At 53.4% G+C, this 13,767-nt stretch carries 13 protein-coding genes; 6 read left to right on the top strand and 7 right to left on the bottom strand.

What is annotated here, in order from left to right; translation table 11 throughout:
* Positions 1–155 precede the first annotated feature (155 nt).
* From JI741_RS14900 to JI741_RS14885, 4 genes are read right to left on the bottom strand one after another with little or no spacing between them, the layout of a single operon-like run.
* Positions 156–1,259, bottom strand: coding sequence for a chorismate mutase (locus JI741_RS14900; protein WP_202010830.1), 1,104 nt, complete (start codon positions 1,257–1,259; stop codon positions 156–158).
* A gap of 12 nt (positions 1,260–1,271) precedes the next feature.
* Positions 1,272–2,153, bottom strand: coding sequence for a prephenate dehydrogenase (locus JI741_RS14895; RefSeq protein WP_202010828.1), 882 nt, complete (start codon positions 2,151–2,153; stop codon positions 1,272–1,274).
* An 8-nt stretch (positions 2,154–2,161) separates the two neighbouring features.
* The gene (locus tag JI741_RS14890; protein WP_202010826.1) at positions 2,162–3,361 is read right to left on the bottom strand and encodes a pyridoxal phosphate-dependent aminotransferase; all 1,200 of its coding nucleotides are present in this window, start codon (positions 3,359–3,361) and stop codon (positions 2,162–2,164) included.
* 21 nt (positions 3,362–3,382) lie between these two features.
* Positions 3,383–4,225, bottom strand: coding sequence for a prephenate dehydratase (locus JI741_RS14885; RefSeq protein ID WP_202010824.1), 843 nt, complete (start codon positions 4,223–4,225; stop codon positions 3,383–3,385).
* A 376-nt stretch (positions 4,226–4,601) separates the two neighbouring features.
* On the opposite strand from JI741_RS14885, the gene JI741_RS14880 reads away from it, so the two are divergent.
* From JI741_RS14880 to JI741_RS14855, 6 genes are all read left to right on the top strand, one after another.
* Complete coding sequence (locus JI741_RS14880) at positions 4,602–4,883, top strand: type II toxin-antitoxin system RelE/ParE family toxin (protein WP_202010822.1); 282 nt, start codon at positions 4,602–4,604, stop codon at positions 4,881–4,883.
* Between the two features lie 10 nt (positions 4,884–4,893).
* Complete coding sequence (locus tag JI741_RS14875) at positions 4,894–5,190, top strand: HigA family addiction module antitoxin (RefSeq protein ID WP_236676071.1); 297 nt, start codon at positions 4,894–4,896, stop codon at positions 5,188–5,190.
* A gap of 58 nt (positions 5,191–5,248) precedes the next feature.
* Positions 5,249–5,701 carry a hypothetical protein gene (locus JI741_RS14870; protein WP_202010820.1) on the top strand — a complete coding sequence of 151 codons (453 nt, stop codon included), beginning with the start codon at positions 5,249–5,251 and terminating at the stop codon, positions 5,699–5,701.
* Positions 5,702–5,873: 172 nt separating this feature from the next.
* Positions 5,874–8,627, top strand: a complete 2,754-nt coding sequence (locus JI741_RS14865) for a T9SS type B sorting domain-containing protein (protein ID WP_202010818.1) — start codon at positions 5,874–5,876, stop codon at positions 8,625–8,627.
* A gap of 93 nt (positions 8,628–8,720) precedes the next feature.
* On the top strand, positions 8,721–9,806 hold the full coding sequence (gene gcvT / locus JI741_RS14860; protein ID WP_202010816.1) for a glycine cleavage system aminomethyltransferase GcvT: 1,086 nt from the start codon (positions 8,721–8,723) through the stop codon (positions 9,804–9,806).
* A 12-nt stretch (positions 9,807–9,818) separates the two neighbouring features.
* Positions 9,819–10,529, top strand: a complete 711-nt coding sequence (locus tag JI741_RS14855; RefSeq protein ID WP_202010815.1) for a 2-phosphosulfolactate phosphatase — start codon at positions 9,819–9,821, stop codon at positions 10,527–10,529.
* A 57-nt stretch (positions 10,530–10,586) separates the two neighbouring features.
* Here JI741_RS14855 and JI741_RS14850 read toward each other — a convergent pair whose 3' ends face one another.
* The 3 genes from JI741_RS14850 to JI741_RS14840 all read right to left on the bottom strand — a co-directional run bounded on the left by JI741_RS14850 (position 10,587) and on the right by JI741_RS14840 (position 13,759).
* On the bottom strand, positions 10,587–11,705 hold the full coding sequence (locus JI741_RS14850; RefSeq protein ID WP_202010813.1) for an acyltransferase family protein: 1,119 nt from the start codon (positions 11,703–11,705) through the stop codon (positions 10,587–10,589).
* A gap of 90 nt (positions 11,706–11,795) precedes the next feature.
* Complete coding sequence (locus JI741_RS14845) at positions 11,796–13,436, bottom strand: amidohydrolase (protein ID WP_202010811.1); 1,641 nt, start codon at positions 13,434–13,436, stop codon at positions 11,796–11,798.
* Entirely contained in the window at positions 13,433–13,759 is a 327-nt protein-coding gene (locus JI741_RS14840; RefSeq protein WP_202010809.1) for a nucleotide pyrophosphohydrolase, read from the bottom strand. The genes JI741_RS14845 and JI741_RS14840 overlap by 4 nt, the downstream gene beginning before the upstream one ends.
* Positions 13,760–13,767: the final 8 nt, after the last annotated feature.

Raw genomic sequence — 13,767 nt, 5'->3', positions numbered from 1 at the left:
GCCGGCGATCGACAACAAGAAACGATTCATATAACGTATTAGCGTACCGAAAGTAAAAAAAATAGTCTCATGCTTTTGGCACCCGAACTAAAAAATAAAACCCCTCTGTAAGAAAAGAGGGGTTTTTGTTTTAAAACGAATGTCGGTGTCGGAGATTAAACGCGCTCTTCCACTTTGTTCATCACCTTGGTCTGGATTTGGATGGACTCCTGGTGAATGAGTTTCAACAAATCGGTGGTGAAGTCGGGGTTGAGGCCCATGGCCTTGCCCAGCGTGATGCGGGTTTGGATGATCTCTTCCCAGCGGTTCACCTGCAAAATGGTGACGCCGTTTTCTTTTTTGTACTGGCCGATCTTCTCCGATATTTTCATACGAGCCGCCATCTTCGACATGATTTCGTCGTCGAGCTGGTCGATCTGCTCGCGCAGGATGCTGAGGGTATCCTTGAACGTCTTGTTGTCTGACGACACGGTGCGCACCACCAGGCCGTCGATGATTTTGGCAAGGTTGGCGGGCGTTACCTGTTGTTTGGCATCGCTCCACGCAGCATCGGGGTTGATGTGGGCTTCGATCATGAGACCGGCCATGTCGAGGTCAAGCGCTTTTTGGGAGATGAACGAGATCAGCTCGCGGTTGCCGGCAATGTGGCTGGGATCGCAGAGTATGTCCAGCTCGGGAATGCGGGTTTTCAACTCGATGCCCATGTCCCACATCGGCGCATTGCGGAAGGGACCTTTTTCGAACGACGAGAAGCCGCGGTGAATGGCCGCCAGTTTGGTGAGGCCGGCTTTGTTGAGGCGTTCGAGGGCGCCGATCCACAACTCGAGGTCGGGGTTGATAGGGTTCTTCACCATCACGGGGATGTCAACACCTTTGAGGGCGTCGGCAATTTCCTGTACCGAGAAAGGGTTCACGGTGGTGCGGGCACCGATCCACAGAATGTCGACACCGGCTTTCAGGCAGGCGTCTACGTGGGCGGCGTTGGCCACTTCGGTGGTCACGGGCAGGCCGGTTTCTTTCTTGGCCTGTACCAGCCACTTCAACCCCTCTTCGCCGGCGCCTTCATATTGGCCGGGGCGTGTGCGGGGTTTCCAGATACCGGCGCGCAGGGCGTGCACTTTGCCGGTGGCGGCAAGTTGCTTGGCGGTGGTCACCATCTGGTCTTCGGTTTCCGCGCTGCACGGTCCGCTGATGATGATGGGCTTGCTGGCTGTGGGCAGCCATTTCGAAATAGATTCCAGTTGCAATGTCTTCTTCATATGCCTTGACGTTTATTTTGCGATTTGCTGTTTTGTTTGTTTATGCTCTATACCATTTAATATCTCTCTGATCCGGTTGGCATCGGCCATGATGCGATGAAGCTCTTTGGCGTCGCGCTTCATTAAGTAATACTGAAACTTCTGCAGGTGCATGATGTATTCCAGCAAGGCCTGGCTAAGATACTCCGCGTTTTGTTCGAAGATCGGCGCCCACATGTCGGGCGAACTTTTTGCCAGACGAACGGTCGATGCAAAACCGCTGCCCGCCAGCGCGAAGATATTCTTTTCGTCGCGCTCAATGTCCAGCACGGTTTGTCCCAACAGAAACGAGCTCACGTGCGACAGGTGCGACACATAGGCCACGTGTTTGTCGTGTTCTTCGGGTTCCATGAAGATGGTGTTCATGCCCAGTGCATCAAACACCTGTCCCACCACGTCAAGGGCATGCGCCGATGATTTTTCGCGTTCGCAGATGATGTTGGTCTTGTTCCGGAACAATCCTTCGAAGGCCGCTTCGGGGCCGGAGTTTTCCGTTCCGGCAATGGGGTGCGCCGCCACAAATTGTTCGCGCTTCGGGTGGTTGGCAATGGCGCGGCAGATCAAACTTTTTGTCGACCCGGCATCCATCACCACAGCATCTTTGTGAATGGTGTCCAGCACCGCAGGCAGCAATTTGCCCAGCGCGTTCACGGGAATGGCCAGCACAATCAGGTCGGATGTTGCCAGGGCTTCCTGTTGTTCGCCAATGCGGTCCACCAACCCCAGCGCCAAGGCTTTGTCGGCATGTTCCTTGTTTTGATCGAGGCCCACCACCTCCGTCACCACCCCGGCCTTCTTCAGGTCCAGTGCGATGGAGCCGCCAATCAATCCCAAACCGATTACCGTTGCTTTCATGGTGTTGCTTATGCGTTTATGGAAGCCTTGTTTTTTGTCGCGGCTTTGTCTCCTAAGAATGTTTCAATACGTTTCACCGCTTCCGTCAACATGGTGACGGTGCAGCATAGTGAAATGCGAATGTATCGGCGGCCGGCTTCACCAAATATGAAACCGGGTGTGATGAACACTTTTGTGCCGTACAGAATTTCGTCGATCCACTTCTCCACGTCCTGAATGTGGTCGGGCGCTTTGGCCCACACAAACAAGCCCGATTGTTTTTCGGAGTAGGTGCATCCCAGCAGGTTCAGCAGGTCTGTGGCCACGCGTTTACGGTGGGCATACACGCCGTTGAGTGCGGTGAACCATTCGGGGCCGTTCTTCAACGCTTCCACGGCGGCATGTTGCAACCCGAGAAACATGCCCGAGTCCATGTTGCTTTTCACTTTCAACACGGCTTCGATATATTCCTTGCGGCCGGCCACCCAGCCAATGCGCCAGCCCGCCATGTTGTGCGACTTGCTGAGCGAGTTCAGTTCGAGCGCCACTTCGTCGGCTCCTTCAATGGAGAGGATGCTCATGGGCTCGTCGTTCAGGATGAGGCTATAGGGATTGTCGTTCACAATCAGGAATTGATTCTTCCGCGCCAGGTCCACCAGTTCTTTCAATTCTTCGCGCGATGCTGTGCGACCGGTGGGCATGTGCGGAAAGTTCACCCACATGATCTTCACCTTCGAGAGGTCGCGCTTCTTCAATGCCTCCATGTCGATACCCCAGTTGGAGTCTTCGCGGAGGGCATAGGGACTGAGCTTTGCGCCCACCAGGTTGGCCACCGACGAATACGTTGGATAGCCCGGGTTGGGAATAAGCACTTCGTCGCCTTCGTTCACAAACGCCATGGCAATGTGCATGATGCCTTCTTTGGAACCCATGAGGGGAAGGATCATCGTTTCGGCGTTCAGCGAAACGTTGTAGATGTTTTTATAGAAGTCGGCAATCGCGTTGCGCAGTTGGGGAATGCCCTTGTAGTTCTGGTAGCCGTGGTTCGCCGGATTTTTTGCTGACGCAATGAGCGCGTCGATCGTCGCGGCAGACGGTGCCTGGTCGGGGCTGCCGATGCCCAGGTTGATGACGCGAAGTTCGGGCGTGTCGAGGCCGCGCACTTCGGCCAGCTTACGGCTGAAGTAGTATTCTTCTACCTGTGCAATTCTGTTGGCGGTTGTTATCATGACGCGTTGTCGTTGACTTCGTTATTTGTATTCGATCTTTGCTTTCTTGTATTCCCCCAGCACGTTGAGGTTTTTCACCTGACGCAACACCTGGTGCATGGCGTCGTCGTAGTTCTTGCGACGTTTCCATTCCACATCGATGTGGATGCTGTATTCGCTGGGCCTGCCAATGATGGGAATAGACTGGATCTTGGTGAGGTTGATGCTGTTGCTTTTGAACGACATCAGGGCATCGGCCAGGCTACCCACCTCGTTGGCCACTTCAAAGTAGAGCGACGCTTTGTTGCTTTCCTTCTTTTCGTTGCTTCGTTTGGTGAGGATGAGGAAGCGTGTGAAATTCTTTTTGTGTGTTTCGATGCGCTTCTCCAGAATCTGCAACCCGTATTTCTTGGCGGCATATTCGTTGGCAATGGCCGCTGTGTTTTTCAGTTTCAGTTCTTTCACGCGCTTGGCCGAAAGAGCCGTGTCGTCGCTTTCGCGGATCTCCACGCCTTTGAGCGCATAGAGAAACTCGGCACACTGGCGAATGGCCATGGGGTGCGATTCGATGGAAGTGATGTCGCTCAGCTTCACGCCGGGCAACGCCAGCAAGTGCATGTGAATGGGCAGGTAGAGCTCACCGATGATGCTGAAGTGATATTCCTGCAACAAGAAGTAGTTGGGCAAAATGCTGCCGGCAATGGAGTTCTCGATGGCCATCACCGCATAGTCGGCTTCGCCCGTCTTCAAACTTTCGCACAGGCGATGAAACGACAAACACTCGATGGTCTCAATGGGTTGATCGAAATACGTCTGCGCCGCGATCTCGTGAAAGCTGCTGGCGATGCCTTGAATTGCAATATTGAGTTTTTTCTTCTTTGCCATTTTTACACTAGGTCCATAAAGCAAAAAGTCCCGGGGTTTCCGGGACTTTTCTGAGTTTCGTTATCGTTATTCAACAACACACCTCTTTAAAGTCCCGCCTGGGCACTAAAAAAGAAGTAATAAAAGTAAACTGATGTGTTGTTGATTTTCATATCTCGTGTTGAACGTGTTCAAATATAGAGGGTTTTCTTTCTGAGATGCAAGTTTGCAACACATCTTTCAAAAATATATTTACAAGAAACTAATGCTTGTTAGTGGTCAGCAAGAGCGAAACGCCATTTTCAGGCTAATTTGGCCGTTCGTCATTACTAGCAAATCACGATAGTATTGCGAAACACTATTATTCCTGTTACCTTGTCATTCTGAAACAACAACTGTGATTCAATCCTTTTCATCGCGCGAAACCGAAATGATCTGGGAAGGTGCCGTGTCTACCACCTTTCCTTTCTTCATTCAGCCCACCGCCCGGCGCAAGCTGGTGCAACTGCATGCTGCTGCCGCCATCAACGACCTGCGAACGTCGCCGGGCAACAAACTCGAAAAGCTCGAAGGCACGTTAAAAGACTTTTATGGCGTGCGCATCAACGATCATTGGCGCATCATTTTCCGCTGGCACAATGGAAATGCGTTTGAAGTGGCCATTGTCGACTACCACTAGCCCATAGGATATGAGTGTGAAGAAACTTGAAAATGTTCACCCCGGTGAAATCCTGAAGGAAGACTTCCTGGACGCGCTCAACGTAACGCCCTATGCCCTGGCCAAGGCCATTGGCGTGGACCAGACCCGCATCAGTCAGTTGATCAAAGGCACGCGCAACATGTCGGCCGACACCGCGCTGCGATTGGGACGATTCTTTGGCACCTCGCCGGAGTTCTGGCTCAACTTGCAGACACGGTTCGACCTGGAGACGGAAAGAAACAAAAACGGTATCTACGAAAAGATCGTGCCTCATCACACTGACTGAAACCTGTCGTGCTGTTTATTGAGCATTGTTCTCTACTTTTGATTCAAAACTTGTACACATGAAAAACACAAATCTGTTGATGACCCTCCTGGTGTGTGTGGTGTTGTTTGCCTGCGGCGGAAAGACGCACGAAAACGAAGGCCATGGCGAAATGATTTCGGATGCCGACAGCAGCAGCGGCAACCGGTTGCTCTACGACAAAGTGATGAAAGTGCACAATGAAGTGATGCCCAAGCTCGACGACATCTATTCGCTCAAGGAGAAACTGAAAAATAAAATTGCCAACACACCGTCTTTGTCTGATGCCCAGAAAAAAGAAATAGACCTCACCATTTCCCAACTGGACTCGGCCAGCGAAAACATGATGGTGTGGATGCGCAAGTTCAACCCTCCGCCCGACAGCCTCGGTGAAGAAAAGGCAAGAGAATATCTGGAATCGGAGATGGAAAAAGTGCAGAAAGTGAAAGCCGACATCCTGGAGTCGATCGAAAAAGCAACCATGGAGAACTAAATCTTCAACAGGCGCCGATGCTTCGCGCACAGCGGTGTTATTTCCAAGAGCCCCCGTGCACATGACGCGGGGGCTTTTTTTATGTTGACCCTGTATTTCCGCAGGAAGACAAGACGGCAGATACTAAGACGAGGCGGGAGTCCGTTGTAAAACTACCCTAACACCTCCTGCCATGAAAACCGTTATTGTCAGTCTTTGCCTGATGTTCGCGGGCATGTCCGCCATTGCATCACACATCCGCTCGGTGCAAATACAAGCCGAACAGATCAACTGCGCATCCCTCACCTATCGCATCACCGTCATTGCCTATACCAACTACGGGAGCACCGTCGCTTTTGGCGGAACAGACGACAGGCTTGATTTTGGCGATGGCTTCTCTATCGAAATCCCCGAACTGGCAACACAGGAAATAATTGACCCTTTGCTGAAGGTTGGCAAAATTCAATTCGAAACCACGCACACTTTTGTCCGCGAAGGAACTTTCATCATCTCCTACCGCGAAGCCAATCGCAACGAGGGTGTTCTGAATGTTCCGGGCTCGGTCAACTCGCCCTACTACACCGAGACTGCCGTGCGGATTGGCTTTGGCCTTTGCAATTCGTCGCCGGTGTTAACGGTGCCGCCCATCGATCACGCGTGTCGCGGCCTGGCGTTCTATCATGTGGTGGGCGCGGTCGATCCGGATGGCGATAGTCTCTCGTATCAACTCACCACACCGCGTTCGCAGGCGAGCGAAGAATTAAAAAACTATTCCCTTCCCAACGCCATCGCCTTCTATGCCGCCATGCACTACGATCAGGCAAACGAAGCTCACAACGGCAAACCCACCTTCGCCATCGACGCACAGAGTGGACTATTGACCTGGGATGCGCCGGGATCGCTGGGAGAATATAGCGTGGCGATCAAAATCACTCAATGGAAATTTAACAACGCCGACAGCACTTGGTATGCTGCCGGCTATGTTATCCGCGACATGCAGATTGTTGTGGACGACTGTGTGAATCAACGGCCGGTTCTCACGACGGCGCAAGACCTTTGTGTAGAGGCCGGCACCACGGTGCACTTCACGCTGAAAGGCTCGGACCCCGACCGGCACAATGTGGTGATCGAGGCGTTCTCGGATATCTTCACCCTAAACCAGGACGCAGCAACCGTGTTGCCAGATTCGGGCATCGTGCAGTCTACCACTCCTCCAACCGACACCGCCTCCATTGACTTCGCGTGGAACACCACGTGTGCGCTGGTGCGGAGCCAGCCCTATGCGGTGGTGTTCAAAATCACCGACCGGCCACCGGCGGGCACACCGTTGGTTCAGTTTCAAACTGTTCGCATCACGGTGATGGCCCCGGCGCCAGTGTTTAAAAGCGTGAGCGTAAATCCCGTCAGCAAAATCATTACGCTGCAATGGCAACCACCCGCCTGTGAAAACACAACCGCCCTTCAGGTATGGCGCCGCGTAGCGCGCTATACCTATACACCTTCCTCGTGCGATACGGGCATGCCCAAAAACCTTCACTACACCCTGCTGGCCGAATTGCCCGCCGATGCCACATCCTATGTGGACCGCGCCATCGATGTGGGTGCACAATATTGTTACCGGGTGGTGGCCCGGGTCGGTGCGGCCAAAACCCCGGGACGGATTTCAATAGACACCTGTCTTATCCCAAAACCGCCCGAGGCCCCCGTGGTGACGCAGGTTTCGGTTGAACGTTCGCGCGCGGCCAATGGCACCACCGTGGTGACATGGACGTCGCCGTTCGCCCTTGATAAAGCACAGTATCCCCCGCCCTACGCCTATGTGATTTATAGAAGTGAGGGCTTTGTCGGCAACACCTATGTGCAGGTTCACGGTCCGCAGACCGACACCGTGTTCGCCGATGTGCTGAACAATGAAGACACGCCCCATCGCTACAAGATCGAATTGTATGTGCCGTCGCTAACCGGCGCGCCTGTAGATACCTCCGCAGCAGCGTCGTCAGTTTTTCTCAAGGCAAAGTCTTCGCCGAGCGGAATTGTTCTGGATTGGGATGGACGCACGCCGTGGTCTAACTATGTTCAGGCCTTTCCCTATCACCGGATCTATCGCAACGAAACGGGACCCGAAGATCCGTTTGCGTTGATTGACAGTGTGGATGTGAATGAGAACGGTTTTCATTTCATGGATAGCCACGTGGCCTACAACAAGACCTACTATTACAAGGTGCTCACCCGCGGCTCCTATGGCAACCCGGATCTCCCGCAGCCACTCGAGAACTTTTCACAGGTGGCCATCGCGAAACTCGACACGCTGGCGCCCTGTGTGCCCATGGTCGTGCTGGAACAACCGCGCTGCAACACCTTTGCGTGCAAAGGCAACGTCTACCATAACATCCTCAGCTGGCAAGCTCCCGCCGGATGCGACGATGCCGTTACCTACAAAGTTTTTATTCGCGACGACAATTCCGGAACGTTCACACTGCTGGCTGTTGTGACCGAAAATTCGTTTGTGCACACTGGGCTGGCATCGCTGGCACATTGCTATGCCGTGTCGGCGATTGATCTGTCGGGCAACGAGAGTGCGTTGAGCGACGCCGTGTGCAACGACAACTGCGGCACCATTGCGTTTGCCAACGTCATCACACCCTATAATCACGACGGACGCAACGATCGTTTCGAGGTGTTTCACAACGACAACGATGCTTCTACCTGTCCAAGGTTTGTGAAGTCGGTGGGCTTGAAAATCTACGACCGCTGGGGCAAAGAGGTGTATGCGCTCGATGCCACGTCGTGGGAAGAAACCAACTACACCTTTTGGAACGGGCTAAGCTCGGAGGGCAGGAAGGTGAGCCCGGGTGTGTATTATTATTCGGCCGATGTCTATTTCGAGATGCGCGACCCCGAAGCCGGCCACCGGGTGGTGAACGGTTGGGTGCACGTTGTGGAGTGACGGCCGGGGCATTTGTTCTTTTATTTCCAAACTCCGGGGTTCAGGTTTCTGCTTTTGGGAAATCTCTTACCTTTGTGCACCAAAAAAATTGCTATGGAACCTAAGAACATACCCCTTCACCAGCTTCACGTTTCACTGGGCGGCAAGATTGTTGACTTCGCAGGATACAACATGCCCGTCCGCTATTCGTCCGACATCGAAGAGCACATGACGGTGCGCAACGGCGTGGGGGTGTTCGACGTGTCGCACATGGGCGAGTTTCTGCTAAAAGGCCCCGAAGCGCTCGACCTGATCCAGCGCGTGACCAGCAACGATGCCTCAACCCTCATTGACGGCCAGGCCCAATATTCGTGCCTGCCCAACGAAACCGGCGGCATCGTGGACGACCTCATTGTGTATAAAATAAAAGACAATGATTACATGCTGGTGGTGAACGCCTCCAACATCGACAAAGACTGGGCGTGGATCAGCAAGTTCAACACCAAGGGCGTGGACATGAAAAACATTTCGGACGACACGTGTCTCTTTGCCGTGCAAGGCCCGAAAGCCGTTGCCTCCCTCCAGAAACTGACCAGCACAAACCTGGGCGACATCAAATATTATCATTTTGCCATCGGCGAAATTGCGGGCGTGAAAGACGCCGTCATCTCGAACACCGGCTACACCGGCGCGGGTGGATTTGAAATTTATGTAAAGAACCAATACGCCGAGAAGGTGTGGAACGCCATCTTCGAAGCCGGCAAAGAATTCGACATCAAACCCATCGGCCTGGGTGCCCGCGACACGCTGCGCCTCGAAATGGGCTTCTGTCTCTATGGCAACGACATCGACGACACCACGTCGCCACTGGAAGGTGGATTGGGTTGGATCACCAAATTCAAAAAAGACTTTACCAACGCTGCCGCGCTCAAGAAACAAAAAGAAGAAGGAGTGACCCGCAAGCTTGTCGGCTTCAAAATGATCGACAAGGGCATTCCCCGTCACGACTATGTTATTAAAGACGCAAGCGGCGCCACCATCGGCAAAGTGACGTCGGGCACCATGTCGCCGTTGCTGGGCATTGGCATCGGCATGGGCTATGTGACCACACCCAACGCCGGCGTTGGCACAGAGATTTTTATCGATGTGCGCGGTCGTGCGTTGAAAGCGCAAGTGAGCAAAACACCGCTGATCGGCTAAGACGTTCACAACATGAAGACCATAGACGTTTGCCTGAGCCCGGACCTGATGCACCTGTATTCGGTGCAAGACCGCACCGTGGTGGTGGTCGACATTTTCAGGGCCACCTCGTGCATGACCACCGCCTTGGCCTATGGCATCGACAGCATCAAACCCTTTGCATCCCTCGACGACTGTCGCGCCATGAAAGACAGTGGCTATTATACCGCCGGCGAGCGCGACGGAAAAAAAGTGGATGGTTTCGACCTGGGCAACTCGCCGTTTGAATACATGGCCGACCATCTCAAAGGACAAAAAATTGCATTCACCACCACCAACGGCACACAGGCCATTGCCAAATCGGAAGGTGCGAAAGAAATCATTATCGGATCGTTCCTCAATTTGTCGGCCGTGGCCAACTATCTGCTGCAAGGCAACAACAGCGTGCTTGTCGTGTGCGCAGGCTGGAAAGGAAAAGTGAACCTCGAAGACACCTTGTTTGCCGGTGCACTAGTGGAACTCCTGAAAGACCACACCGAGCCCGACTGCGACGCGCCCATTGCTGCACAACATCTCTACAACATGGCCAAAAGCGACCTCGCGGGATTTCTGAAAAATGCCAGCCACGTGAAGCGTCTGGCCAAGCTGAATGTATATAAGGACATTTCGTTTTGTCTCACACCCGATCAATACAACGTGATCCCTGTGCTCAAAAACAACGTACTGATTCCCCACCGGATGTAAGTGCACATCTGCAAAGGCGCTTCAACAAACCAAATCACGTTTCCCATTCGCGATATTCTACACGCGGATATAGATCTTCTTTTTATCCAACACAAAACCCACCGCCCAGCACGTCATCATCAATAAAAACGCAAAGGCGAACGACGCGTTGATTGGACTCATAAAACTCGCCAGCCCGTTATAGATTGAGTGTTGCAGATGACGATCGCCAACCGGAATGAGGTATAGTGTGATCAGCAACAGTTCCGACAGTAAATAAATGAACAACGGATTTCTTCCAAACACCAGGAAGAAGGGCGTCCACTTCTGTTTGTGCAGGAGTTCGATCACATAGATCAATGCCGACAACACCACGAGGTCGATGCCCACCGTGAGAAGCACAAATGAACTGGTCCATATTTTTTTGTTGATGGGAAACACCATGTCCCACGTGAGGGCCACCAATACCAATAGAGCCCCGGCCAGCATCAGCTTGGCGATGGTTTCATATTTGTTGCCGTGGCGTTTAATGAAGTCGCCGGCCAGGTAGCCGAAGATCACGTTCACAATAGCGGGCAGCGTGCTCAGCAATCCTTCGGGATCGAACGCGATGCCTTCGCCGTGATACAAATGTTTGTCGCCAAACAACCACAGATCAAATTTCTGTGCAGCATTGCCGGCAAGGCTGTAGGGATCGTTGGCATCGCCAAACGTGTAGCTCAAAAACCAATACAGCACCAGAAAGAATGCTGCACACCAAAAAGCAAATCGTTTCGATCCATAGTGAAGAATGATGGAGGCAAAGAAATAGCAGAGGGCAATGCGCTGCAACACACCCAGCACACGCGTTTCGGCAAACGGCCGCATGGCCAGGTCGCCATTTGCATCCGGCGCAACGAATGGGAACCAGTACATCAGAAAGCCCAGCAGAAAAATGATGAACGTGCGCTTCAACGTCTTTCTCCAAAACACGCTCTCGCCTTGCAGTTCATATTTGTGCAGCGAAAACGCCATGGCATTTCCCACGGCAAACAAGAACGACGGAAACACCAGATCGGTGGGCGTGAACCCATGCCACGACGCGTGCAACAGGGGCGCATACGACACGTCGCCTCCGCCTGAGTTTACGATGATCATGAAACACACAGTCATTCCCCGGAAAACGTCGAGGGATAGGTAGCGTTGATTTTCGGCCATGCCATTCGGGATTTGGCTGAAAGCTCACGGATTTTTTTCACCAGTGCAAGCCACACGGCGCACACCTGCCGAAGATTTTTTAACAGGCTTTTATTTTGTGTACACCACCTTGCCGCCCACCATGGTCATGAGCACGTTCACATCTTTGATGTGCGGCGGTGCCACGACGGTGATGTCTTCTTCCAGCAACACCATGTCGGCCACTTTGCCCGGTTCGAGCGAGCCCTTGATGTTTTCTTCAAACGATGCATAGGCCGCAGAAATGGTGTAGGCTTTCAGCGCTTCTTCTACGGAAATTTTTTGTTCGGGTATCCAACCGCCCTCGTTTTTGTCGTCGCGTGTGCGGCGCGTCACGGCGGCATAAATTCCTTCGAGTGGTGTGGGTGGTGCCACAAACCAGTCGCTTCCAAACGCCAGCGTGGCGCCTGCGTCGAGCAGCGAACGAAACGCATAGGTGGTCATGGACCGCTCGTGGCCAATCACTTTCTCGGCCCAGCGACCGTCGTCTATGGCGTGGTAGGGCTGCATGCTGGCGATTATGTGCTGCTCGGCAAACCGTTTGATGTCGGCCGGCGCAATGTGCTGGGCATGTTCAATACGAAAGCGGCGATCGCGCACGCCGTTTTCTTTTTCAATCGTTGCAAAAGTATTCAGCAGGGTGTTGATGGCTTTGTCGCCAATGGCGTGCACCATCACTTGCAGACCAGCGCTGTCGGCCGATTTGATGCGGCGGTGCAGGTCGGCCTGGGCAATCACAAAGAAGCCTGAATCTTTTGGAGTGTCGTTAAACGGTTTGAAAAATGCTGCCGTGTGCGAACCCAGCGATCCGTCCACAAATTCTTTTAGTCCCCCAATGCGAAGCCATGCGTCGCCGTGTCCTTTCTGCTTCACCTTCTCGTTCAACTGCCGCCAGTCACTCAGCATCATGCCGGCGTATATGCGGGTCGTTAGCTTGCCTGCATCGTGAGCGCGCTCAAACACTTCCTGGAAGCCGCTCATGTTGTGCACCGACGTGACACCCCGCGCGGCCACATAGGCCATGGCGGTGGCCAGCGCTTTGTCTTCCTGGTCTGTGGTGGGCGGTGGCACGACTTTGTAGAGCATATTCATGGCGTTGTCTTTGAAGATGCCTGTGAGTTTTCCTTGTTTGTCGCGCACAATGGTGCCGCCTGCCACATCCTTAACGTTGTCGGGAATGTTTGCTGCCTTCAGGGCCGCACTGTTGGCCAGGCACATGTGGCCGTCGAGACGGTTGATCCACAATGGGTGATCCATCGTCACCGAGTCGACCCATGCCCGGGTGGGTAGTTCGCCGCCCCAGTTTTCGTGATCCCAGTCGCCCGCCGTGATCCACGCGCCGGGCGGCAGTGTTTGCGCATAGGCTTTGATGCGCTGTATAAACTCCGCCGGCGATTTTGCATCGCGAAGTTGCACGGCCGAGAGGGCAAAGCCCCCATCAATAAAATGCGTATGACAATCGATGAAGCCGGGCGTGAGCAACTGTCCTTTGGGCAATGTGGTCACTTCCGTATTTTTTCCGATCCACTTGCGTATCTCTTCTTCGGTGCCCACCGCCACCAGCGTGTCGCTCACGATGGCGACCCCTTCGGCCCAGGGCTTGGTGGCGTTGGCCGTCCAGGTGCGTCCCAGAAAAACTTTGTCGGCGGCAGGATGTTGCGCGCACGAAAACAGGAGCGCAGCAAGTGCTGGCAGCAGGAAGAAGGATTTCATTTTAGCTTGGGGTTTTGGTGATGGCGGTCTTTGTCACGTTGCGTTTTCTTGTCCATATTTTTGGCAAACGCTTCCGTCAGGTTCACGCCGGTTTGGTTGGCGAGGCAAATCAACACCCACAGCACGTCGGCCATCTCGTCGCCCAGGTCTTTGTTCTTGTCCGATTCTTTCTCCGATTGTTCGCCATAACGACGGGCAATGATGCGCGCCACTTCTCCCACTTCTTCGGTGAGCATCGCCATGTTGGTGAGCTCATTGAAATAGCGAACGCCGTTTGTTTTGATCCACGCGTCCACCTGTTGCTGCGCATTTTCCAGAGTCATGATCTTAT

Source organism: Chryseolinea lacunae (genome assembly GCF_016735595.1).
Taxonomy (GTDB): domain Bacteria; phylum Bacteroidota; class Bacteroidia; order Cytophagales; family Cyclobacteriaceae; genus Chryseolinea; species Chryseolinea lacunae.
The sequence above is the reverse complement of the archived record's forward strand: the minus strand, read 5'-3'. Positions and strand labels throughout refer to the sequence as shown.

Excerpts from the sequence above, each read along its gene's own strand:
- JI741_RS14875 (WP_236676071.1), top strand. The coding sequence starts at position 4,894 with ATGAGTGTGAAGAAACTTGAAAATGTTCACCCCGGTGAAATCCTGAAG.
- JI741_RS14840 (WP_202010809.1), bottom strand. The coding sequence starts at position 13,759 with ATGACTCTGGAAAATGCGCAGCAACAGGTGGACGCGTGGATCAAAACA.
- JI741_RS14870 (WP_202010820.1), top strand. The coding sequence starts at position 5,249 with ATGAAAAACACAAATCTGTTGATGACCCTCCTGGTGTGTGTGGTGTTG.
- JI741_RS14900 (WP_202010830.1), bottom strand. The coding sequence starts at position 1,259 with ATGAAGAAGACATTGCAACTGGAATCTATTTCGAAATGGCTGCCCACA.
- gcvT (WP_202010816.1), top strand. The coding sequence starts at position 8,721 with ATGGAACCTAAGAACATACCCCTTCACCAGCTTCACGTTTCACTGGGC.
- JI741_RS14895 (WP_202010828.1), bottom strand. The coding sequence starts at position 2,153 with ATGAAAGCAACGGTAATCGGTTTGGGATTGATTGGCGGCTCCATCGCA.
- JI741_RS14845 (WP_202010811.1), bottom strand. The coding sequence starts at position 13,436 with ATGAAATCCTTCTTCCTGCTGCCAGCACTTGCTGCGCTCCTGTTTTCG.
- JI741_RS14865 (WP_202010818.1), top strand. The coding sequence starts at position 5,874 with ATGAAAACCGTTATTGTCAGTCTTTGCCTGATGTTCGCGGGCATGTCC.
- JI741_RS14890 (WP_202010826.1), bottom strand. The coding sequence starts at position 3,361 with ATGATAACAACCGCCAACAGAATTGCACAGGTAGAAGAATACTACTTC.
- JI741_RS14885 (WP_202010824.1), bottom strand. The coding sequence starts at position 4,225 with ATGGCAAAGAAGAAAAAACTCAATATTGCAATTCAAGGCATCGCCAGC.
- JI741_RS14855 (WP_202010815.1), top strand. The coding sequence starts at position 9,819 with ATGAAGACCATAGACGTTTGCCTGAGCCCGGACCTGATGCACCTGTAT.
- JI741_RS14850 (WP_202010813.1), bottom strand. The coding sequence starts at position 11,705 with ATGGCCGAAAATCAACGCTACCTATCCCTCGACGTTTTCCGGGGAATG.